This window comes from Rhizobium sp. PK7-22 (assembly GCF_056530405.1).
Window position 1 is genome coordinate 1205077 of the sequence record NZ_CP096514.1, and the last position, 22006, is coordinate 1227082.

16 protein-coding genes are annotated in these 22006 nt (G+C 63.9%); 8 read left to right on the forward strand and 8 right to left on the reverse strand.

Features of this window, described 5'->3' with window-relative positions; translation table 11 throughout:
- Positions 1-50 precede the first annotated feature (50 nt).
- Both M1E10_RS10570 and pdeM read left to right on the forward strand, forming a co-directional pair.
- Positions 51-2621 (forward strand): ligase-associated DNA damage response DEXH box helicase, encoded by a 2571-nt coding sequence (locus tag M1E10_RS10570; protein ID WP_499176301.1) that lies wholly within the window; start codon positions 51-53, stop codon positions 2619-2621.
- A gap of 38 nt (positions 2622-2659) precedes the next feature.
- The gene (gene pdeM, locus M1E10_RS10575) at positions 2660-3394 is read left to right on the forward strand and encodes a ligase-associated DNA damage response endonuclease PdeM (RefSeq protein ID WP_499177148.1); all 735 of its coding nucleotides are present in this window, start codon (positions 2660-2662) and stop codon (positions 3392-3394) included.
- 27 nt (positions 3395-3421) lie between these two features.
- On the opposite strand, the gene M1E10_RS10580 is transcribed toward pdeM, so the two are convergent.
- Together M1E10_RS10580 and M1E10_RS10585 are read right to left on the reverse strand one after the other, a co-directional pair.
- Positions 3422-4153: an anti-sigma factor gene (locus tag M1E10_RS10580; protein ID WP_499176302.1), complete on the reverse strand. Its 732-nt coding sequence runs from the start codon at positions 4151-4153 to the stop codon at positions 3422-3424.
- Positions 4150-4695, reverse strand: a complete 546-nt coding sequence (locus tag M1E10_RS10585) for a sigma-70 family RNA polymerase sigma factor (RefSeq protein WP_499177149.1) — start codon at positions 4693-4695, stop codon at positions 4150-4152. The genes M1E10_RS10580 and M1E10_RS10585 overlap by 4 nt, the downstream gene beginning before the upstream one ends.
- A gap of 207 nt (positions 4696-4902) precedes the next feature.
- On the opposite strand from M1E10_RS10585, the gene M1E10_RS10590 reads away from it, so the two are divergent.
- Complete coding sequence (locus M1E10_RS10590; protein ID WP_499176303.1) at positions 4903-5691, forward strand: DUF4394 domain-containing protein; 789 nt, start codon at positions 4903-4905, stop codon at positions 5689-5691.
- A gap of 88 nt (positions 5692-5779) precedes the next feature.
- Here the strand turns inward: M1E10_RS10590 and M1E10_RS10595 are convergent, their stop codons facing one another.
- The 3 genes from M1E10_RS10595 to M1E10_RS10605 form a co-directional block, all read right to left on the reverse strand.
- A complete protein-coding gene (locus M1E10_RS10595) occupies positions 5780-6580 on the reverse strand; it encodes a TIGR02186 family protein (RefSeq protein WP_499176304.1) in 801 nt (266 codons plus the stop codon).
- Positions 6580-7506, reverse strand: coding sequence for a sulfite exporter TauE/SafE family protein (locus M1E10_RS10600; protein WP_499176305.1), 927 nt, complete (start codon positions 7504-7506; stop codon positions 6580-6582). Before M1E10_RS10600 ends, M1E10_RS10595 begins: the two co-directional genes overlap by 1 nt.
- Before the next feature lie 235 nt (positions 7507-7741).
- Positions 7742-11560 (reverse strand): peptidoglycan-binding protein, encoded by a 3819-nt coding sequence (locus M1E10_RS10605; protein ID WP_499176306.1) that lies wholly within the window; start codon positions 11558-11560, stop codon positions 7742-7744.
- Between the two features lie 383 nt (positions 11561-11943).
- Here M1E10_RS10605 and M1E10_RS10610 point away from each other — a divergent pair, with 383 nt between their 5' ends.
- The 4 genes from M1E10_RS10610 (at position 11944) to M1E10_RS10625 (ending at position 17750) form a co-directional block, all read left to right on the forward strand.
- On the forward strand, positions 11944-13737 hold the full coding sequence (locus M1E10_RS10610; protein WP_499176307.1) for an acyl-CoA dehydrogenase family protein: 1794 nt from the start codon (positions 11944-11946) through the stop codon (positions 13735-13737).
- A 188-nt stretch (positions 13738-13925) separates the two neighbouring features.
- The gene (locus tag M1E10_RS10615) at positions 13926-15134 is read left to right on the forward strand and encodes an acetyl-CoA acetyltransferase (protein ID WP_499176308.1); all 1209 of its coding nucleotides are present in this window, start codon (positions 13926-13928) and stop codon (positions 15132-15134) included.
- A gap of 2 nt (positions 15135-15136) precedes the next feature.
- Positions 15137-15520, forward strand: a complete 384-nt coding sequence (locus tag M1E10_RS10620; RefSeq protein WP_499176309.1) for a cupin domain-containing protein — start codon at positions 15137-15139, stop codon at positions 15518-15520.
- 16 nt (positions 15521-15536) lie between these two features.
- Positions 15537-17750 carry a fatty acid beta-oxidation multifunctional protein gene (locus M1E10_RS10625; RefSeq protein ID WP_499176310.1) on the forward strand — a complete coding sequence of 738 codons (2214 nt, stop codon included), beginning with the start codon at positions 15537-15539 and terminating at the stop codon, positions 17748-17750.
- Positions 17751-17984: 234 nt separating this feature from the next.
- Here the strand turns inward: M1E10_RS10625 and M1E10_RS10630 are convergent, their stop codons facing one another.
- Together M1E10_RS10630 and M1E10_RS10635 are read right to left on the reverse strand one after the other, a co-directional pair.
- Positions 17985-18497, reverse strand: a complete 513-nt coding sequence (locus tag M1E10_RS10630; protein WP_499176311.1) for a hypothetical protein — start codon at positions 18495-18497, stop codon at positions 17985-17987.
- On the reverse strand, positions 18478-20136 hold the full coding sequence (locus tag M1E10_RS10635; protein WP_499176313.1) for an anti-phage dCTP deaminase: 1659 nt from the start codon (positions 20134-20136) through the stop codon (positions 18478-18480). The genes M1E10_RS10630 and M1E10_RS10635 overlap by 20 nt, the downstream gene beginning before the upstream one ends.
- Positions 20137-20864: 728 nt before the next feature.
- Here M1E10_RS10635 and M1E10_RS10640 point away from each other — a divergent pair.
- Positions 20865-21263, forward strand: coding sequence for a hypothetical protein (locus M1E10_RS10640; RefSeq protein ID WP_499176314.1), 399 nt, complete (start codon positions 20865-20867; stop codon positions 21261-21263).
- 23 nt (positions 21264-21286) lie between these two features.
- On the opposite strand, the gene M1E10_RS10645 is transcribed toward M1E10_RS10640, so the two are convergent.
- Positions 21287-21967, reverse strand: coding sequence for a TetR/AcrR family transcriptional regulator (locus tag M1E10_RS10645; protein WP_499176315.1), 681 nt, complete (start codon positions 21965-21967; stop codon positions 21287-21289).
- Positions 21968-22006: the final 39 nt, after the last annotated feature.

Below are 22006 nucleotides of genomic sequence, written 5' to 3' on the forward strand. Positions count from 1 at the left end.
AGCGTTGAACCGGCACTTCTTTTTCGCCGGCTTCTGCTTATTTTACCGGTGTGGATCTCGTCATACCCCCATCGTCCGGCCGTGATGCCGCGCTCCTGCCCCGGCCGTTCCTGAAATGGTTCGCCGAGAAGGGCTGGCAGCCGCGTCCTCATCAGCTGGAGCTTCTCGCTCGCGCCACGGCAGGCGAAAGCATGCTGCTGATCGCGCCGACCGGCGCCGGCAAGACGCTTGCCGGCTTCCTGCCGTCGCTGACGGACCTGACCCGGCGCGGCAAGATCCCGCCCGGTTCCGCCTTCACCGGCATCCACACGCTCTACATCTCGCCGCTGAAGGCGCTTGCCGTGGATATCGAGCGCAACCTGATGAAGCCCGTCTCGGAGATGGGGCTTAAGGTCACGATCGAGAACCGCACCGGCGACACGCCGCAGGCCAAGCGCCAGCGCCAGAAGCTGTCTCCGCCGGATATCCTGCTGACGACGCCGGAACAGGTGGCGCTGCTGCTCGCCAACAAGGAGGCCGAGCGGTTCTTCAAGGACCTGAAGTACGTCGTCCTCGACGAGCTGCATTCGCTGGTCACCTCCAAGCGCGGCCATCTCCTGTCGCTGGGGCTCGGCCGCCTGCGCCGCCATGCGCCGCAGATGCAGACGATCGGCCTCTCGGCGACGGTCGCCCATCCGATGGACCTGCAACGCTGGCTCGTGCCGCAAGGCGAGCATCCTGCGGCACCCGCGGGCCTCGTGCATGTCCAGGGCGGTGCCGCGCCCCACATCACCATCCTCGACACGGACAAGCGCATTCCCTGGTCGGGCCATGTCTCGACCTACGCCATTCCGGAGGTCTACGAGGAGATCAAGCGGCACAAGACGACGCTGATCTTCGTCAACACCCGCTTCCAGGCGGAGCTCCTCTTCCAGGCACTCTGGACCATCAACGACGACAACCTGCCGATCGCGCTCCATCACGGCTCGCTGGACGCTGGCCAGCGGCGCAAGGTGGAGGCTGCGATGGCCGCCAACAAGCTGCGGGCGGTCGTGGCCACCTCGACGCTCGATCTCGGCCTCGACTGGGGCGACGTCGATCTCGTCGTCCACGTCGGCGCGCCGAAGGGCGCCTCGCGGCTTGCCCAGCGCATCGGCCGCTCCAACCACCGCATGGACGAGCCGTCGAAGGCGATCCTCGTGCCCTCCAACCGTTTCGAGGTGATGGAGTGCCAGGCGGCGCTGGACGCCAACTACCTCGGTGCACAGGACACGCCGCCGGTGGGGGAGGGCGCGCTCGACGTGCTCGCCCAGCATATCCTCGGCATGGCCTGCGCCGAGCCCTTCGATCCGCTGGAGCTCTACGCGGAGATCACCAGCGCCTCGCCCTATGCCGACCTGCCCTGGGAAATGTTCGAGCGTGCCGTGGATTTCGTGGCGACCGGCGGCTACGCCCTGCGCGCCTATGAGCGCTATGCCAAGATCCGCAAGATGGACGATGGCCGCTGGCGCGTCTCCAATCCCCAGATCGCCCAGCAGTACCGCATGAACCTCGGCACCATCGTCGAAGCGACCGAGCTGAATGTCCGGCTGGTCAAGCGCAATGCCAAGGGCACCATCGGCCGCGGCGGCCTGTCGCTCGGCAAGGTCGAGGAGTATTTTCTCGAACAGCTGGTGCAGGGGGACACCTTCCTGTTTGCCGGCAAGGTGCTGCGCTTCGAAGGTATCCGCGAGAACGAGTGTCTCGTCTCCAACGCCGCCTCCATGGATCCGCGCATTCCCGCCTATGCCGGCGGCAAGTTTCCGCTCTCCACCTATCTCGCAGACCAGGTGCGCGGCATGCTGGCAGATCCCGACCGCTGGCAGGCGCTGCCGGATCAGGTGCGCGACTGGCTGGCGCTCCAGAAGGATCGCTCCATGCTGCCGAAGCAGGACGAACTCCTGATCGAGACCTTCCCGCGCGGAAAACGCTTCTTCATGATCGCCTATTGCTTCGAGGGCCGGCTCGCGCACCAGACGCTCGGGATGCTGCTCACTCGGCGGATGGAGCGGGCCGGCGCGCGCCCTCTCGGCTTCGTCGCCACGGATTATTCGCTGGCGGTCTGGGCGCTGAACGACCTCGGCGCCATGATCGGCCGTGGCCGGCTCAGCCTGTCGGATCTGTTCGACGAGGACATGCTGGGCGATGATCTCGAGGCCTGGCTCGACGAAAGCTACATGCTGAAGCGCACCTTCCGCAATTGCGCCGTAATTTCAGGCTTGATCGAGCGACGCCACCCAGGAAAGGAGAAGACCGGTCGCCAGGTAACCGTCTCGACGGACCTGATCTACGACGTGCTGCGCAGCCACGAGCCGGATCACATCCTGCTGGAAGCGACGCGGCGCGATGCCGCATCCGGACTTTTGGACATCGGCCGGCTTGGCGATATGCTGGCACGAATCAAGGGGCACATCACCCACCGCGACCTCGACCGGGTCTCGCCGCTCGCCGTCCCCATCATGCTCGAGATCGGCAGGGAAACCGTTCCGGGCGAAGCCCAGGATGCGGTGCTGGCGGAAGCCGCCGAAGAGCTGATTGCGGAAGCGATGGCACCCTTGGGCTCTCCTGGCATATCCGCCGAGGATCCCGACACAGAAAGATGAAACTGCAGTCCGCTGCCGAACGGAAAGACGACACGACATTGATGCACCGCCTCGGCCTCGCCGCGCGAACAGCCAACATGACCGGCAAGGCCGCCGGTGCGGAAGAAATCGTCGTCAACGACGTCCTGGCGGTCTGCGATCCGCTGGGCAGCCTGTATCTGCCGGACAGCGGACTGCTGGTGGTCTCCGATCTGCACCTGGAGAAAGGGGCGGCCTTCGCCCGGCGCGGCATGATGCTGCCGCCCTATGACACGCTTGCCACCCTCAACATCCTGGCGGCCGTCATTGCCCGCTACGATCCGAAGACGGTCATCTCGCTCGGAGACAATTTCCATGATCGACGGGGGTCGGAGTACCTGCCGGCAGACCTGCGCGCGCTGCTTTCCGAAATGGCCCGCGGCCGCGACTGGATCTGGATCAACGGCAACCACGATCCGGACGGCACCGTCGACCTGCCGGGCGAATGCGCCGACGAGTTTGTGCATGGCGGTCTGGCCTTCCGCCACGAGCCGAGCCTGATCTCCGGCAAGGGGGAGATCGCCGGGCACCTGCATCCGTCCGCCACCGTCCGCCGTCACGAAAAATACGTCCGTCGCCCGTGTTTCGCGACGGACGGGCTGCGTCTCCTGATGCCCGCCTTCGGCGTCCTGGCTGGAGGCCTGGACCTCAACCACAAGGCCATGCACGGGATCTTCGACCGAGCAGCACTGGTGGCACATCTCCTCGGCCGGGACCGCATCTACTCCGTCCGCTACGACAGTCTGCTGGGCTAGGCCCGTCTGTTCGACATGGATCCGGGTTCAGCGGGGCATTTTCGCGAAACCCTTGGCCAGAACAGGTCCGGTGGGACGCCCGGTCGGTGAGCCGCCCGCCTGCTCCAGCGTAATCTCGTAAAGCTGCGCATCCTGCGGCGTGGGAAGCGGCGGCGCCCTCAGTCGCCCGGACTGGCCCTCGTCGAGGAGGCCAAGCGAGACCGGCCCCATGTCCGCGGAGGGCAGCGTCCAGACCTCGACCGCCTTGTTGTCCGGCACCGCAATGTCCGCCAGCAGGCGGATGTTGGCCGTATCATTGCCGAAATCCTCTACGACCGCCTGCACCTCGCCCGCCTCGTTAAGCAGCACGGCGATGACCACCGGCTCGACCTGACGACCGAGGCTCCAGGTCAGCGCCACCGCCAGCGCAAGCGTCGCTGCCATCGAGGACAGGGCAGCCGCTTTCCAGCCGAAGCGGCGATTGTCGTTGGCCGCGGGCGCAAACACCGATTCGGGCGCCAGCGTCGCGCCGCCGAGCGCCAGCGCCGCTGCGGCATCTGTCAGTCTCGCGTCGATCAGCTCCCAGAGATCGGCAGGAACGGCTGTCGGTTCTGCGGCAAGGTCGAGCGGCAGGTAGCGGTCGCGGCTGTCGGCAACCGCCCGCCGCAGGCGCGCGTTGCGTTCCATCTCGGCCTCCACGGCCGCCTGGTCGGCGGCATCGAGCAGGCCGAGCACATACTCGTCGGCGATATGGGGGAGGGTGGTTTCGTTGAAGATCATGCCATGCACTCCCGAAGTGCCGAAAGCCCGCGGCGGATCCAGGATTTCGTCGTGCCGAGCGGCAGCCGCAGGCGCCCGGCAATCTCGCCGTGCGTATAGCCACCGACATAGGCGAGCAGGATGCCCCGCCGCTTCATGTCGTCGAGCGTGCCCAGGCACTCGCGCAGCCGGCTGTTCTGGTCAAGCGCGTGCCAGGTCGACAGGATGTGGTCCAGCTGGTCGCTCTCGCGCAGCGTGTCCAGCCTGTCGTCCTCGACCGTGTCCTCGCGCCGGCCGTCGCGCAGCATGTTGAGCGCCCTGTTGCGCACGATCGCATAGATCCAGCCGCGCGCCGATCCGCGCTCCGGGCTGTACTGGTGGGCGCTGGTCCAGATGCGGATGAAGGCCTCCTGCACCACCTCCTCGGCCAGCTCCCGGCGCCGCAGGATCCGCTCGGCGACCGCAATCAGTCGCGAGGCCTCCGCGTCGAAAATCTGCTTCAATCCCGCGCGGTCGCCGCGGGCACAGGCCGCAAGCGAGGCCGCAAGCTCCTCCGATGGCATCTGTGCCAGGCTCAAGTCTGCTCTCCCAAAGGCAAAGGCTGTCGTGTCCATGTCAGCTATACACGCCGCCGGTCCGATGGGATGCAGCCGCGAATATTTTTTTCCTCTCTGCATCCAAACCCGGGGTGCCGCGGGTCTTCCTTGTGAGGCGACAGGAAACAGACCGTGTCGACCTTCGAAATGGACCAATTCAACGGGAGAAATCACATGATCAAGCTTCGTACAGTTCTCATCGCCTCCACCGTCCTCGCCGCCACCTCGGTTGCCGCCTCCGCAGCACCCGTCGTCGGCCTCGTCGGCGACAAGACGCTGGTGATGTTCGACACCGACGCCCCTGCCGTCTCCAAGACCATGGACGTCACCGGCGTCGACAGCCTCGTCGGCATCGACCTGCGTCCGTCCAACAACACGCTCGTCGGCGTCACGGCAGACAGCACCATCGTCACCATCGACATGGAAACCGGCGCTGCGACGGAACTTGCCAAGATGGACAAGCCGCTGACCATGGGCGACGCCCCCGTCATCGTCGACTTCAACCCGATGGCCGATCGCCTGCGCTTCATGACCGGCACCACCAACCACCGCGTCCACCCGGATACCGGTGAAGTCACGGTCGACGGCAGCCTCGCCTTCGAAGACGGCGACATGCACAAGGGCGAAGAGCCCAACATCGTGGCCGCCGCCTACATCAACTCCTATGGGACGCCCATCTCCACGGCGATGTACAACATCGACGCCACGATCGGTGGCCTGATCCAGCAGACCAAGCCGAACGACGGTACGTTGAAGGCGATCGGCAAGCTCGGTGCAGAAGGCACGCCGGCGACCTATGCCTTCGACATCCAGACCACGTCCGGTAGCGAGAACACCGCCTGGCTGGTGACAGGCACGGCGCTTCATACCGTCGATCTCGAAACCGGCAAGGCGACCAAGACCGCCGACATCACCGGTACCGACGGCGACATCCGCGACATTGCGGTTCTCCCGGCGATGTAACGCGTGAAACGGGAAGGGCCGGTCGGTCGCAGCCGGCCTTTCCCGACGCCTGCCTGTCCCACGTTGGATGGGCAGGCCGCCCTTCGCCTCAGTCCTTGCGGAAGATCACGCTGGCGCCCCAGCCGGTGATGACCGCGATGAGCACGCAGAAGAGACCGTAGAGCACCGGCTGGTTATGGGCGGCATCGGTGATCGCCTGTTCCAGGCCCGTCTTGACCACCCTCAGCGGCAGCTCCCGCTCGAAGATCAGTTCCCCGCCCTTGAAGAGGTAGGCATGCACGGTGTGCACCCCGTCCGGAATATTGGCCGGCAGCCGCAGCGAGGCGCGAAACAGGCTGGACGAGACGAAGCGTACGCCGCTCGTGTCACGCTGGTAGAGACCGTTGGCGAGCTTCAGCCGCCGGTATGCCTCCCGGAATTCACTCAGGTTGACGGCATTGCCGAGATAGCCGGTCGGGGTCAGCGCCAGGTGATTGATGCCGACCCCGATGCTGTTGAGCGACGGCGCCTCGTCGATGGCGTCGATCTCCCGGGTGCTGGCCAGCGAATAGGATTCCGGCACCTGTTCGAAGGTCATCGACGCCGTGTTCATCCAGATCCCGAGCACGCGCTCCTTCTTGCGCACCGTCGCATAGTCGCGCGGTCCCTCCAGCGTTACGATCACGTCGTACTGGCCGATCGCCAGGAACAGCTCGTCGGCATTGGTGAGCGCCCCGAAAACCGTCAGATCGGCGCCGCGAAAGTCCGAGGTAATGGCGATCTCGCTCGTGGATGTGCCGATTTCCAGCCCCTCCTGAACGGTCGAGGCCGTGCCGAAGGGAACTTGCGCCGCGGCGGGAGCGGCGGCAAGCAGAGTGGCGGCAAGCAGGAGGCGCAGGCGGTACAGCATCAGTTTGCAAAGCCCCCCACCGATACCGAAAAAAGATCGTCTGGGCGGACCACCAGGGCGATCGCCAGCCGGATGCCCACCGCCAGCACCAGCAGCCCGAGCAGCGCCCGCAGTTGTTCGCCGCGCAGCTTCTGGCCCACCCGCACGCCGTATTGCGCCCCGATGACACCGGCCACCATCAGGATCGTCGCCAGCACGATATCGACGGAATAGTTCGTGGCCGCCTGTACCATGGTCGTATAGGCGGTCACGAAGATGATCTGGAACAGCGAGGTGCCGACCACCACGCTGGTGGGGATGCGCAGCAGGTAGATCATCGCCGGCACCATGATGAAGCCGCCGCCGACACCCATGATCGAGGTCAGCACGCCGATGGCAAAGCCCAGCGCCAGCACGGGGATCGCGCTGAGGTAGATCTTCGATTTCTTGAATCGCATCTTGAAGGGCAGGCGGTGGACCCAGATGTGCTGCCCCGGCCGCTTTGCCTGTGGCGCCTCGTTGCGCGCCGTGCGCCGCAACGCCCGCACGCTCTCGTTCAGCATCAGCGCGCCGACGGTGCTGAGCAGCAGCACGTAGAGCAGCGAGATGAACAGGTCGAGCTGGCCGAGCCGCCGCAGCCAGGAAAAGATCCAGATGCCGACCGTGGCCCCGGCCAGGCCGCCGATCAGCAGCACCGTGCCGAGCTTGATGTCGAGCGTGCCGCGCCGGAAATGGGTGATGGCGCCGGAGATCGACGATGCGACCACCTGGTTGGCGCCGGTCGCAACCGCCACCACCGGCGGGATGTTGTAGAAGATCAAAAGCGGCGTGATCAGGAACCCGCCGCCGACGCCGAACATGCCGGACAGGAAACCGACGGCCGCACCCATGCCGAGAATGATGAAGATGTTGACCGAAAGCTCTGCGATCGGCAGGTAAACTGTCACGGCCGAACCTCAAACACGATGGACCGCCCAGCACGAGGCGGTGTCGCCATGCGGATGGACCACTCCGCGCCAGCGTCGGGAAATCTGCTGCAGGCGACCCGAAAAGGCCTGTGCAACCATGTTTTTGTCATGCGCCCGACCTTGGGGTTAAGTCAACGTGAAAACCCCGATTACACCGGCAACTTCCCGTTTTTGTGACGCCGTGCTCAACGCCGCGTCACGGCGTTGCGATCCGTCAGCTGTTGCGCGCCAGAAGTTCCTTGACCATGGCGTCGTTGATCTTGCCGGTCGGTTCCTGGCCAAGCGAGGTCTGAAACTCCTTGATGGCGCCGATCGTCTTCTGCCCCATCTTGCCGTCGGGCTCTCCGGCGTCGAAGCCGTTCTTGTTGAGGATGGCCTGGATGTTGCGGATCGCCTTCTCCATGTCCACCGAGGATGTCTTTACCGCGGGTTCTCCGGCCCATTCGTCGGGAAGCTGGACGCCGTTGGCGCGGGTGTCCAGCGGCTGGGGCTTCCAGGCCTCCACGGCAGCGCGGGCAGCCTCCAGATCCTGCTGGCGCATTGCTTTCGCGACTTCGTCGCGCTTCTGCGCCGCGTCTTGGTCGCCACCCTTGGCGGCAATCGCAAACCACTTGTAGGACTCGACGAGGTTCTGCGTCGTGCCGTTGCCGCGGGCGTAGAGAATGGCGAGGTTGAACTGGCTGTCGGAGACGCCAAGCTCGGCGGCCTTCTTGAACCAGTCGGCGGCGGCGGCGAAGTCCAGTTCGCCCTTGGCACCGGATGCGTTGAGGACCGCCAGGTTGTGCATGGCGCTCGCATTGCCGGCAGCCGCGGCCTGCTCGTAGTAGGAAAGGGCCTTGTCGAGATCGCGCTCGATCCCGGTGCCCTTCTCGAACAGGTTGCCGAGACGGTACTGGGCAGGCGGGAAGCCGCGATCGGCCGACAATTTGTACCAGTTCGCCGCTTCGGAAAGATCGGTGGCGACGCCGCGGCCTTCGGTGTAGCGGGCGCCGATCTCGAACAGGGCAACCGGATCGCCGGCTTCGGCGGCATCGGTCAGCGACTTCGGCCCGATCGAGGCGGGGACGACGATCGCCGGCGAAGTCGGACCGGCCGCTGCGGTGTCAGCCGCAGTTGGCGCAACTTCGGCAGGGGCGGGGGCGTCGAGCGTGGATGCGACACCGGCAGCCGGGCGCGGGTCTATCACCGAGGCCTGCTGAGTGTCGCCAACGACCGGGGCAATGGCCGACGGGCTTGCCGCTGGCGAGATCGGCGCAGTGGTCACGGGCACAGTGGACGCCGAACCGGAGACGACGTCGGTGTCCTCTGCGGGAACATCGGCTGCCGCAGCCAGGGTCGTCTCGCCTGCCGGGGTTTCATCCGGCACGGGCGCTTGCGCGGCCATTGGCGGCAGCGGAGCCTCTTCGCCGTTCGTCAGCGTCTGGACGAGCGGTATCGCCATCAACGCCAGCAGCACGGCGCCGACCGCCATCATGATGGGACGGCGCTGCCGCGAGAGCGCGCTGCCGATCACGCTGTTGCCGGGGTTCTTGGATCCACCGGTGGCGCTGGCGGGGTCGGTCTCGAGGGCCGCCGCCTTGGCCGCGCGGCGGGCTGCGGCGATATAGTCGGCGCGTTCGGAAACGCTGGCCTGTGTGCCTTGGCCGCCTGCCGCCGCCTGGCTGGCGCGGACGCGCTCGAGGATCTGGCGCACGTCCGGCGTGCCGGAGCCGGGTTCCAGCGGTTCATGCTCCCGCTCCGGCGGCAGCATGTCCACCGGGTCGAGGGGAGGCACGGGATCAACGACGGTCCGTCCGGGCGTCGAGGCAGTCGGCTTCTGGCCCGGCCTCAGGCGCTGGGAGATCCTGTTGAAAATTCCCTGGCGAGAGGGCTCTTCCGCCGCCATCGTGGCGGATGACATGTCGGGGTCCACGGTCGGCTGGTCCGCTTCGACTGTCGGGGCTTCGCCATCGTCGGATCCCCCCGCCGCCCACGCATCCGCCGCATGCACCGATGTGTGCGACGTGCTGGCTGCCAGCGAATGAACCCGGTCCCCATGAACGCCGCCGTCCGGCAGTGGACCGTCCGGTCTGAACGTGCCGGTCCGCCCGGTCACGGAGGCATCGGATGCGCTGTCCCATTCGGCCCCGTTCTGTGGCATGACCAGGTGCTGCGCGTTGGTCGGAGCGTAGCGATCCTCCATCGTGTCCAGACGGTCGGCAATCTGCACAAGCGTGCTGTGCAGCGCGTTCAGCGTGTGCTGCGAGCGCTCCTCGGTGCTGCGCGTCAATGCCTCGAGTTGACGAAGATCTTCCGCAAGCGCCGTCAGCGCCGACATGTCCATGGCCGGTGCTGCAGACTGTCCGCGGCGGGCAAAACTGTCCACCACCGCCTCTGCGGCCTGCCGCGCCGCCTCGATGATGTATTCGTCGTTGGTGGTCACATAGCTTTCGAGCGCGATGACCCGGTTTTCGATTTCGGGCGCCGCTGCCCGCGACGGCTCGCTCATCAGGCTCGAAAGATGGGAGATCTGCGCTTCGAGGCTCTTGAGGGCGGCGGTGTCGCCGATCGGTCCCTGCACGGTCTCGTCGAGGCGGGCGGCGATGGCGCTCAACCGGTGCTCGATACGGCCGATCGCGGCCTGTTCGGCGGCCGGCTGTTGCAGGCTCTGGTTATAATCCATCTCGTCGATGCGGCGGGCGAGATAGTCGAGCCGTTCGGCCAGCGCCTCGTTGACCTGTCCCTGTCCCAGGCGGTCGATCTTGTCGGAGATGTCGGCGAGATATTCGGTGAGGCCGGACTGCTCGTCCGGCCGGCTCGGCTGGGCAAGCATCTGCGAAAGCTGCTCGAGCCGTTCCTCCAGCCGCAGCGCGACTTCTTCGGTCGACAGCTGCTCGATACGGCCCGACAGCGCTTCGATCCGCTCCGAAAGCCCGTCGATCGGGGCCGTGCGCGGGCTCGTCGCCATGGTGTCGATCTGATCGGACAGGCCGGCAATCCGGCTTTCCAGCCTCTGGAAGGCGCTATGGTCGGCGGCAGAGGCCGATGCGGCGCGGCTGCCGGCGGCAATCGCCCGGCTGATTTCGTCCAGGCGGTCGGCGAGCAGCAGGAACTGCTCGTTCAGTGCTTCGTCGTTCGGCTGCATGCGCGAACCGAGCTGCTCCATGACGGTCGCGATCGCCATGAGCTTCTGCTCCATGCCGCGCACCTCAGGGCCGCTGTTCATGGTGCCGAGCTGGTTCTTGATGTCGTCGATCCGATAGGCAAGCCCCACCAGATCCTCGCGCAGTTCCTGCGTGTCGAAATCGCCGATCCGCTCCTCGATCCCCTGCCAGCGGGCGTCGAGGTGCCGGAGGCTGTCCTCCCGCGCCAGACCTTCGAGGACAGAGCGCAATTCGTTGTATTCGCTGCGCAGGGCATCGGCCTCGGGGCCGCCACGGTGGCCGAGCGTCTCGATGCCGTCGGCAAGGCGTGCCAGGTCATGGCGCAGCTCGTCGCCGATCTGCTGTTCCTGCGCGACCGAGCGGATGCTGGTCACTTCGGCACGCAGCGCGTTCATCTCCTGCGCAACGCCGTCGGCGATATCCTGCTTCAGCTCCTGGCGCAGGCTGACCAGCGCCTCGGCGATCTCCCGCAGGGAAATTTCATCGGTAGGTGGCGCGGCGACGGAGCGCGCGAGGACGGGCCGCTGCGGCTTGGCGACACGAGCCTCGGGCTGACGCTCCAGTCGGGGACGTGGCATGGCGGGCGGCGCGACGGGCTCTGCCCGGACCGCGTCTTCCCGGGCGGCGGCCAGCATGCGCTGACGGTTGCGGATCTCCTGCAGCGGATCGATCGAACCCTGTGCAGGCGAGACCCGCAAAGGCTGCGGCGCGGCCGCATGGTGATCCTCCGCGCCCTGCCTTGGCAGTGGCGCCGCCTCCGCATGCCGGGGTTCACGGGAGGCCTGCATCAGGCCCTCGATGCGCGATTCCAGCCCCTTGATTGTCCGGTTGAGCGCATCAAGGGACGATCTGTCGCCGGATTGGGGAGATGTGGATCGTGAACCGTTCATAATTGCTGCTCGTTCCAACGTTACGCGTGGCGGTAGACCGTGGTTGCCGGCCGTGGCGGAATCCGTGTGCCCTGGCCAGCCACCGGGACATGCGGTGGAAACAGGCTCTTCCAGAGGTCGAACCTCGACCGCACGGGGACACCTCGCTTCAATGTCGAGTATTTCCTCCGACGTGGTAAATAAGCCGTTAACCAGGGGAGACTTTTTTAACCATTCAAGTAGCTTTGCGGGCGCTGGGGGCGGAAAGCGCACCGCGACTGCAGGCGCAGATGCGGCAAAAAATCATCCGGCGGATATTTGACGTTTACGCGAACGTCAATTATTTATGGGACCACGATGGGCGGACTTGGAGGTTCGCGCGAGGATATGGAGGACGCTCGACAATGCCTGTTTACAAGGCTCCGGTAACCGATACCCTTTTCGTGCTGAACGACGTGCTCGGCCTGGAGCGCTACGGCAACCTGCCGGGCTTTGCCGATGCCACGCCCGACATGGTCGAGGCCATTCTCGGCGAGGCCGCGAAGGTTGCCGAGGAAGCGCTCTTCCCGCTCAACCTCTCCGGCGACCAGGAAGGCTGCACCCGCCACGACGATGGCTCTGTCACCGTACCGAAGGGCTTCAAGGAAGCCTATGACCAGTATTGCCAAGGTGGCTGGATCGGCCTCGCCGTTCCGGAAGAATTCGGCGGCCAGGGCCTGCCCTACACGCTGCATGCCGCCGTCGGCGAATACATGTCGTCGGCCAACATGTCGCTGATGATGTATCCCGGCCTGACGCAAGGGGCGATCGCCGCAATCCTCGTTCATGGTTCGGACGAACAGAAGCAGACCTATCTGCCGAAGATGGTCGAGGGCACCTGGTCCGGCACCATGAACCTGACGGAACCCCATTGCGGCACCGATCTCGGCCTCCTGCGCACGAAGGCGGTTCCCCAGGCCGACGGCAGCTACAAGCTCTCGGGCCAGAAGATCTTCATCTCCGCCGGCGAACACGGCATGACCGACAACATCATCCACCTGGTGATCGCCCGCATCGAGGGCGCGCCGGAAGGCACCAAGGGCATCTCGCTCTTCATCGTGCCGAAGTTCATGGTCAATGACGATGGCTCCGTCGGCGCGCGCAACACCGTCACCTGCGGCGCCATCGAGCACAAGATGGGCATCCACGGCAATTCCACCTGCGTCATGAACTACGACGAGGCGACCGGCTATCTGATCGGCGCCGAGAACAAGGGCCTCTCGGCCATGTTCGTGATGATGAACGAGGCCCGCCTCGGCGTCGGCCTGCAGGGTCTGTCGATCGCCGAGACAGCCTACCAGAACGCCGTCGCCTATGCCCGCGAGCGCATCCAGGGCCGCTCGCTGTCCGGCCCGAAGGCGCCGGAGAAGAAGGCCGATCCGATCATCGTCCACCCCGACATCCGCCGCACGCTGATGACGATCCGCGCCTTCAACGAGGCCGGCCGCGCCTTCATGCTGTGGACGGCGCTGAAGTCCGACATCGCCCACCGCTCGCCCGACGAGACGGAGCGCCAGGAAGCCGACGACCTGCTCGGCCTCGCCACCCCGATCCTCAAGGGCGTCCTCACCGACAAGGGCTTCGACCATGCAGTCATGGCCCAGCAGGTCTACGGCGGCCACGGCTACATCGAGGAATGGGGCATGAGCCAGTATGTCCGCGATGCCCGCATTGCCATGATCTACGAGGGCGCCAACGGCATCCAGGCTCTCGACCTCGTCGGCCGCAAGCTGGCGCTCAACGGCGGCCGCGCCGTCATGGCCATGTTCAAGGAGATCGGCGACTTCTGCGAGGAAAACCGCGCCGACGAAGCGATGAGCCTCTACACCAAGGCGCTGAAGAAGGGTCTGAACGACCTGCAGGCCTCCACCATGTGGTTCATGCAGAACGCCATGGCCAAGCCCGACAATGCCGGCGCCGGCTCCACCGACTACATGCACCTCTTCGGCATCGTGACACTCGGCTACATGTGGGCGAAGATGGCCAAAGCCGCCCAGGTGGGACTTGCCGCCGGCGACGCCCGCGAGGAGTATCTGAAGACGAAGCTCGTCACCGCGAAGTTCTACATGGAGCGCATCATGCCCGAAACGGCGCTGCGCAAGGCCCGCATCGAGAGCGGCGCCGACACCATGATGGAACTGGCGGCCGAAGCGTTCTGAGTTTTCCCTTCTCCCCGGCGGGGAGAAGGTGGCCGAAGGCCGGATGAGGGGGGCCGGAGCCCACAGCGCAAGCAGCCCCCTCATCGCCTCGCATCCGCTCGGCACTTCTCCCCGCGGGGGAGAAGAGGAAAGATGAAATTCCGGCGCCCACGCGCCACCCCCAACGGGGTAAAACGGGAGATGACACCATGACCGAAGTCTTCATTTACGATCACGTGCGCACGCCGCGCGGCCGCGGCAAGAAGGATGGATCGCTGCACGAGGTGCCCTCCGTCCGCCTCGCGGCCAAGACGCTGGAAGCGATCCGCGACCGCAACGGCCTCGACACCTCCACCGTCGACGACATCATCATGGGCTGCGTCGATCCGGTCATGGACGCCGGCGCCGTCATCCCCAAGGCTGCCGCCTTCGAGGCCGGCTATTCCTTCGCAGCACCGGGCATGCAGATCTCCCGCTTCTGCGCCTCGGGGCTAGATGCCGTCAACTTCGGCGCCGGCAAGATCGCCGCCGGTTCCGACGACCTCGTCATCGCCGGTGGTGTGGAATCGATGTCGCGCGTCGGCATGGGCATGTCCGGCGGCGCCTGGTACATGGACCCCTCCGTCAACTTCCCCGCCTATTTCATGCCGCAGGGCGTCTCCGCCGACCTGATCGCCACGAAATACGGCTTCTCCCGCGATGACGTCGACGCCTACGCCGTGGAAAGCCAGAAGCGCGCCGCCAACGCCTGGGACAAGGGCTACTTCAAGCACTCGGTCATCCCGGTGAAGGACCAGAACGGCCTCGTGATCCTCGACCGCGACGAGCACATGCGCCCGACGACCGACATGCAGTCGCTGGCCTCCCTCAACCCCTCCTTCCAGATGCCCGGCGAGATGGGCGGCTTCGAGGCCGTCGGCATCCAGGCGCATCCGGAAGTCGAGAAGATCACCTATGTCCACCACGCCGGCAATTCGTCCGGCATCGTCGATGGCGCCGCAGCCGTCCTGATCGGCTCGAAGGCCGGCGGTCAATCCATGGGCGTCAAGCCACGTGCAAAGATCCGCCACTTCACCAACATCGGCTCGGATCCGGCGCTGATGCTGACCGGCCCGGTCGACGTTACCGAAAAGCTCCTGAAGCGCTCCGGCATGTCGATTGCCGACATCGATCTCTTCGAGCTGAACGAGGCCTTCGCCGCCGTCGTGCTGCGCTACATGCAGGCCTTCGACATCAGCCACGACAAGATCAACGTCAACGGCGGCGCCATCGCCATGGGCCACCCGCTCGGCGCCACCGGCGCCATGATCCTCGGCACCGTGCTCGACGAGCTGGAACGCCGCGACTTGAACACCGCGCTGGTGACGCTCTGCATCGGCGCCGGCATGGGCACGGCAACGATCATCGAGAGGGTTTGAAGATGAGCTTCAACACCGGCACGATCGAAGACGAATACGCCCATGTCACCGACCACTGGTCGCCGCGCGTCATTGCCGACCTGAATGGCCAGAGCCTCAAGGTGGCCAAGGTCAAGGATCAGCTGACCTGGCATTCGCACCGTGACGAGGACGAACTGTTCCTCATCTGGAAGGGCGAACTCACCATCGAATATCGCGACCGCCCGTCAGTGCATCTGAAGGCCGGCGATTTTCATGTCGTGCCGAAGGGCGTCGAACACAATCCGGTCGCGGCAGAGGAATGCTGGATCATGTTGTTTGAGCCATCGGAAACCAAGCACACCGGCGATGTCGTGGTCGAGAAGACCAAATCGCTGGACGCACAGCGCAGTCACCTGCCGGCCTGATCGGGGAGGAAACCCAATGACCTACACGAACTTCACCGTCGAAACCGACGCAGACGGCATCGCTCTCGTCACCTGGGACATGCCGGGCAAATCCATGAACGTCTTCACCCTCGAGGTGATGGCCGAGATCGAGGCGATCCTGGCGGCAACCGTCGCCGACGAGGCCGTCAAGGGCGTCGTCTTCACCTCCGGCAAGTCGTCCTTCTCCGGCGGCGCCGATCTCACCATGATCAAGGGCATGTTCGCCATGCTCGCCGATGAGAAGGCCAAGGACCCGCAGGCCGCCGTCCAGAAGCTCTTTGATGCCGCCGGCCAGATGTCGCAGCTCTTCCGCCGCATCGAGTTAAACGGCAAGCCCTGGGTCTCGGCCATCAACGGCACCTGCATGGGCGGCGCCTTCGAACTGTCGCTCGCCTGCCACGGCCGCGTCGCCGCCAATGCCAAGAGCGTCAAGATCGCGCTGCCCGAGGTCAAGGTCGGCATCTTCCCCGGCGCCGGCGGCACCCAGCGCGTTCCGCGCCTGGCCAACGCCCAGGACGCCCTGCAGATGATGACGACGGGCTCTTCGCTGACGGCGAGCCGCGCCAAGGCCATGGGCCTCGTCCACCAGGTGGTCGAGCCGGGCGAACTGATCAACGCCGCCAAGCAGATGATCAAGGACGGCCTGAAGCCCGTCGCCCCCTGGGACGAAAAGGGCTTCAAGGTCCCCGGCGGCGGCGTCTGGACGCCGGCGGCCGCCCAGCTCTTCCCGGCAGCCCCCGCGATCCTCCGCCGCGAGACCGCCGGCAATTACCCGGGCGCGCTCGCCATCCTCAAATGCGTCTATGAAGGCCTGCAGCTGCCCTTCGACACCGCGCTCAAGGTCGAGCAGCGTTACTTCACGCAGATCCTGCAGACCACCGAGGCGTTCTCGATGATCCGCTCGCTGTTTGTCTCCATGCAGGAGCTCGGCAAGGGCGCCCGCCGCCCGGCCGGCGTGCCGAAGACCGAGATCAAAAAGGTCGGCGTGGTCGGCGCCGGCTTCATGGGCGCCTCGATCGCCTATGTCACTGCCGCCGCCGGCATCCCCGTCGTCCTCATCGACCGCAACCAGGAAGCCGCCGACAAAGGCAAGGCGCATTCGGAAAAACTGGTGGCCGACCAGGTCGGCAAGGGCCGCATGACGAAGGAGGAGGGCGAACAGCTGCTCGCGCTCGTCACCCCGACGCCGGACTATTCCTCGCTCGCCGATGTCGATCTCGTCGTCGAAGCCGTCTTCGAGGACCGCGCCGTCAAGAAGGCCGTCATCGAGCAGGTCGAAGCGGTGATCTCCAAAGATACCATCTTCGCCTCCAACACCTCGACCCTGCCCATCACCGGCCTGGCGGAAAATTCCAAGCGACCCGAGCAGTTCATCGGCGTCCACTTCTTCTCGCCCGTCGAGAAGATGATGCTGACCGAAGTCATCCTCGGCGAACGGACCGGTGACGAGGCGCTCGCCATGGCGCTCGATTTCGTGGCGAAGATCAAGAAGACGCCGATCGTCGTCAACGACACGCGCGGCTTCTTCGTCAACCGCTGCGTCTTCCGCTACATCAACGAGGCCTACGACATGCTGATCGAGGGCGTGCCGCCGGCCATGATCGAAAACGCCGCCAAGATGGCCGGCATGCCTGTCGGCCCGTTGTCGCTCAACGACGAGGTCGCCGTCGATCTTTCCCAGAAGATCATGAAGGCCTCGATCGCCGATCTCGGCCCCAATGCCGTCAAGCCCGAGCACATGGATCTCATCGACAAGATGGTCGACGTGCTCGACCGCCGCGGCCGCAAGAACGGCCAGGGCTTCTACGATTATCCCGCCAAGCCCGCCAAGAAGTCGCTCTGGCCCGGCCTGAAGGAGCTCTACCCGCAGAAGCCGGCCTCCGAAGTGGACGTCAACACCCTCAAGCAACGCCTCCTCGTCACAATCGCGCTGGAAGCCGCCCGCACCATGGAAGAAGGCATCGTCACCGACCCGCGCGAAGCCGACGTCGGCTCCATCCTCGGCTTCGGCTTCGCCCCCTACACCGGCGGCACCCTCTCCTACATCGACGGCATGGGCGTGAAGACGTTCGTGGCGCTGTGCGAGCGGTTAGCGGAGGCTTACGGGGAGCATTTCAAGCCGACGCCGCTGCTGGTCGAGATGGCGGCGAACGGGGAGACGTTTTACGGGCGGTTCGATCCGTATGGGGACGTGGAGAGGGCGGCTTAGGCCGCCTTTTCCTTCCACAAGGTGCCCTTGCTCAGAGGTTTACGTCACGTGACCATCCGCAACAGCCACGACCGACGTGGCAATAGATGTCCCGGAAGGCTACATATTTGATGTAGCATACGACGTTCCTAGTTCTGGGATGATTGCGGTTCACAATGCGCTACCCGAAGTCAGCCGCGGACGTTCAACTGGTCGAAATAGCTTGATATCGCCTGCTCCCCATTCCCGTCCGCATTATAGCCCGGCTAGATGAATATGCCATTTGTCCTGAATGCTCGGAGTGGATGACAATGAGCTCAATAAGAGAGCTCTAGAGCTTTGATTGGGTGTCACCAAAATAAAGAAAGCATGGCTGTGGCCAGAAGAAACGTAAGCATGCTCTAGCATGTCAATGACGCGACGACGGAAATCCCAAGCATGATGGTCGCCTGAGGCAGTTTTCCACTCCAGCGGGGCATGGAGATACTTCACCTGCAGGCTCTCAAGAAGCTTGAATGCGTGCTTAGTAGAATGGAAAAGGGTAAAGAAATCAGGAAACTGCCTAGTGTCTACCAGCAGCGAAGGTCGAGTTTTCTTCAAAGCTTCGGAGAACTGTGTGCTGCTGCAGCGGTCGGCTGCGATGATATGCAAGTTATTGCGATTATCGGGTTCGAAAAGCGAGAGCTGAACTGCGTGGCTCAAGTTTGAATCTTGTAGATCAACAAGCGTCTCGCAATTGCTATCTGCATTATGCACCAATTTTAGCATGTGGCGTCCCATCTGCCGCATCTATTCCGATCTTACTCTCAAGGCTAACGTAGGAAACTCTATAGCTTTCGAGAGGACCTCCCCATGGTGCAGGGGCTAGTGCGAACTCTCCACTCACCTTATCTTTATATCCTCGGTCTTTCAAGAACACGCGGCGGTACATACGTGGGGCTACACCGACAAATGGCCGAAAAAGAACATGTGCCCCCTCTTGCTGGCCGGCCGTGGCTGAAGGCGGCTGCCACCCATCAACTATAGTGGTGATCGCATCAGCATGAAGGTCCGTGGCTCTGCTTTTCGGATAAGGCTCGATAAACTGGACCTCATCAATCCCTGCAGCGACGATATGACGAGCGCAGTAGTGGCAAGGATAAGTTGTGACATACAGGCGGCAGCCCTTAGGGGAAACTCCCGCTGTCGAGGCTGAGAGTATCGCATCCATCTCAGCGTGAACAGCTCGGCTAAATTCAATCAATCCTCCAATGCGTGTCTTGCGGATCTCTTTTATAGCATCTTGCCTTGTTCTGCTCAGGACTAGTTCTGGAAAGTTGTCTATGAGCTCGTTGATGATGTCATTCTGTTCGCGGTTGCTACTGCAGTGAGGTCCGTCGCGAAAAGCGCAGCGATGATCGAAAATACTGTTAATGTCGAAATCCTTCCCGTAGACGCCGCCACCAGCCTTCGGGACCTCATTCGTACCTGTGGCGACAATATTGCCGCCACTGTCTACGAGAGCAGCGCCAACCTGACGTGACAGACAGGCGCTGCGCATCTGGGCAGAACGAGCCTGGTGCATCGCGGTTTCCGCTAGTGAAGGTCGGATGATGCGTTGATGCGTCACGAGCGACACAAATCGTTGCAGCGGGTCATTCATACCGGTGATGCTTAGTTCTTCGTTGCCAGCTTCACTGTTATCGACGAAGAAATCCGCTTCGTGAAATGTTGCCGAAACGTGTTGTCCGTAGGTCTCAGGAGCATCCTCATCTCGTTGGATGAATTTCTGGACTTGTGCTTTGGTGTCGGCATGCCCCCACTTGGATCGATCAAATAAGTTTTCCCTGACACGCCTCTCCCTGACCTGAGGGTCGCAGACTATACCGATCAAAGCAAAAGCATCTTGGTAGACACGTCGCAGCAGGTTCACTTCTGCAGGATGTCGTAGAGAGTCGATGATAAATGCCCGGGGAGAGCCATCGGGCTCGACCTCGACGCCGGGCATGCGCTCTGCACCTTGCATACGAGCTCGTTCCGCGGCTATTCTATTTAATACCAAGCGCGCTACCGCTGAGTGGTCTTCTACGCGATCGAAAGGTTTTCCTTCTCTAAGGTCATCCCCCCGATCTTGCATAATCCGTATGCTTGAGAGGCTTTTGCGCTCATCATTCGGAACGGCGAGTCCAGCTCTTTCAGCCGCGATTCTAATCTCGTTGCTCGCCTTGATTATGACGGAAGAGTAGCCTGCCTGTTCAAAAAACTCTGTGAGAAGCTTCGCTGCGGTCCCAGCCCCAGCGCCGGCAGGCCCAACAATCGCAACGAACAGTTCATTGCCTTGGAAACTGGTGAGTATCGATTGTCCCGCAGAATGGTCCAGCGGCAGTTCACTTCGTGGTCTGGGATAAGCTTTAATCGGGTTCTGCATTTGGACCTCCACCAAGCGCAGTTTTGTCTGTGCTTACAGCAAAAAGCAATATGAACAACTCTAGGTACTTTTAGTTGTATGGGTAGGCATTAACATCCCCCGCCCTGACCTCTCCCCAATGTGCACTTATAAGAACAGTACATCCGCGACAACTGAGGGTGTGGCCGCGAATTCTTGAAGGCTCGGCCTTGACTCGTCCACCCCAGCATGAGTCCCCCCCTTCGGCCTCCGCCCCCCCACTCCCCCAAAACCGCACCCCCACCCACCAAATATCAACCACTTACCCCCACCCGCATCCCCACCCCCAAACCCGTGCCCATAATCATCCCGCTTCCGTCGCCGGAGTGTTTCGCGAGACGTTCGCGGGCAGGCGGGGGCCGGCGCCTGGTCTTGAACCGTAACGTGCGGGAAGGGGCAGGAGGTGAAGGCCATGGGGCGGGTGCCGTCAAGGCGCAGCGCTCCTATCAAGTCTCCCCCGGGCAGCCATGTCCGGTTCGGTTTAGCCGTGCAAGCGCGAGGGTCGCACCACGCGTGCAGCGAGACGAGGCAGTCACCTGTAGGGGCTGGACACCCCGAAAGAACGCCGAAGGCCACGCGAATGCGGAGCCACAGACTAAACTCAAAGTGAGGCTCCGCATTCGTGTGGGCTCTCCGATGGATCAGACAGCAACACGGGGGCAGTAACTGCCTGCGTGATCGAAAACCCGTGCCCTGAAGGAGGTCACGCCATGGCAAGAAGCGCAGAGGAATGGCGCCGCATCGTCGAGGAGGAAGCAAGGCAACCTTATATGCCCGGCTACACCTGGGGAGAATTCAAAAGACTCACGCCGCGCCAGAAGTCGCGCGAATTTCAAAAGCTCACCCAGCACATCACCAGTTTCATGGGCTGCTGGAAAACCTGCGATCTCTCCGCCTGCCGCAGAGCCCGGGCCTGCCGGGGCTTCCTGACGGAAGCGCAATACAAGGCAGGCTATCATGACGCCTTCCCGCCCTGCATCGGTCCGCGCGGTGAGCGCCATCAGGAGGCCTTGAACAACTGGCGCCCCGCCTTCGGCCTGCCGCCGGAGGAGGACGATGGTCCGAAATACGACGGGCGCCCGTCGGATCGGGGTGAGGAGGTGACGTGACGGGGCGTGGCGCCGCCGCCCGCTCAATCCTTCGCCTTCGCCCCATAGGCGGCCATGAATACCCGCACGGCACCGGAGATGGCGCGCTCCAGCTCCGCGTCGCAGGGCACGTCGTCCAGGTCGCCGAACAGGCGGAACTTGAAGAAGCTGCCGGTCGACATCTCGATGAACTGCCGGGCCGCAAGGTCGGTGTCGTCGATCGCGAGCGTGCCGAGGTCGATGTGGCGGCGCAAGAACGCCTCCAGGACGTGGCGGACATTGCCGGGCGTCGTGTGGAAGAAGCGCCGCGACAGGTTCGGCATCCGCTGCACCACGCCGATCACCGTGCGCATGGCGTCGATCACCTGCGGCGAGGTGATGTGGCGGGCAAAGCTCACGCCGAAGGCGGCAAGCACCGCGTCCACCGGGCCGCTGTCTGCCAGGATGTCGCGCATGTCGCTGGCGATGCGGTCGCGCTCGCGGTCGACCATGGCAACGAAGAGGTCTTCCTTGCTGGCGAAATAGACGTAGATCGTCCCCTTCGAGACGCCGGCCTCGCGGGTGATGTCGTTCATGCTGGCGGCGTCGAAGCCGACGGTCATGAACACTCGCTTGGCGCCGGCGATGATTTGCTCGCGCTTGGCCGGATCTTCGCCCGCGGCAAAGCGGCCGCCGGTCGCGGCGGCGGGAGGGGAGGTCTCAAGCATCTCGGTCTGTCTCGTCATGCCTTCTTTACCTTTTCGAACTGATCGGTTCGATTGGCC

Excerpts from the sequence above, each read along its gene's own strand:
- M1E10_RS10580 (WP_499176302.1), bottom strand. The coding sequence starts at position 4,153 with ATGATCTTCAACGAAACCACCCTCCCCCATATCGCCGACGAGTATGTG.
- M1E10_RS10585 (WP_499177149.1), bottom strand. The coding sequence starts at position 4,695 with ATGCCATCGGAGGAGCTTGCGGCCTCGCTTGCGGCCTGTGCCCGCGGC.
- M1E10_RS10590 (WP_499176303.1), top strand. The coding sequence starts at position 4,903 with ATGATCAAGCTTCGTACAGTTCTCATCGCCTCCACCGTCCTCGCCGCC.
- M1E10_RS10595 (WP_499176304.1), bottom strand. The coding sequence starts at position 6,580 with ATGCTGTACCGCCTGCGCCTCCTGCTTGCCGCCACTCTGCTTGCCGCC.
- M1E10_RS10605 (WP_499176306.1), bottom strand. The coding sequence starts at position 11,560 with ATGAACGGTTCACGATCCACATCTCCCCAATCCGGCGACAGATCGTCC.
- M1E10_RS10610 (WP_499176307.1), top strand. The coding sequence starts at position 11,944 with ATGCCTGTTTACAAGGCTCCGGTAACCGATACCCTTTTCGTGCTGAAC.
- M1E10_RS10615 (WP_499176308.1), top strand. The coding sequence starts at position 13,926 with ATGACCGAAGTCTTCATTTACGATCACGTGCGCACGCCGCGCGGCCGC.
- M1E10_RS10620 (WP_499176309.1), top strand. The coding sequence starts at position 15,137 with ATGAGCTTCAACACCGGCACGATCGAAGACGAATACGCCCATGTCACC.
- M1E10_RS10625 (WP_499176310.1), top strand. The coding sequence starts at position 15,537 with ATGACCTACACGAACTTCACCGTCGAAACCGACGCAGACGGCATCGCT.
- M1E10_RS10630 (WP_499176311.1), bottom strand. The coding sequence starts at position 18,497 with ATGCTAAAATTGGTGCATAATGCAGATAGCAATTGCGAGACGCTTGTT.
- M1E10_RS10635 (WP_499176313.1), bottom strand. The coding sequence starts at position 20,136 with ATGCAGAACCCGATTAAAGCTTATCCCAGACCACGAAGTGAACTGCCG.
- M1E10_RS10640 (WP_499176314.1), top strand. The coding sequence starts at position 20,865 with ATGGCAAGAAGCGCAGAGGAATGGCGCCGCATCGTCGAGGAGGAAGCA.
- M1E10_RS10645 (WP_499176315.1), bottom strand. The coding sequence starts at position 21,967 with ATGACGAGACAGACCGAGATGCTTGAGACCTCCCCTCCCGCCGCCGCG.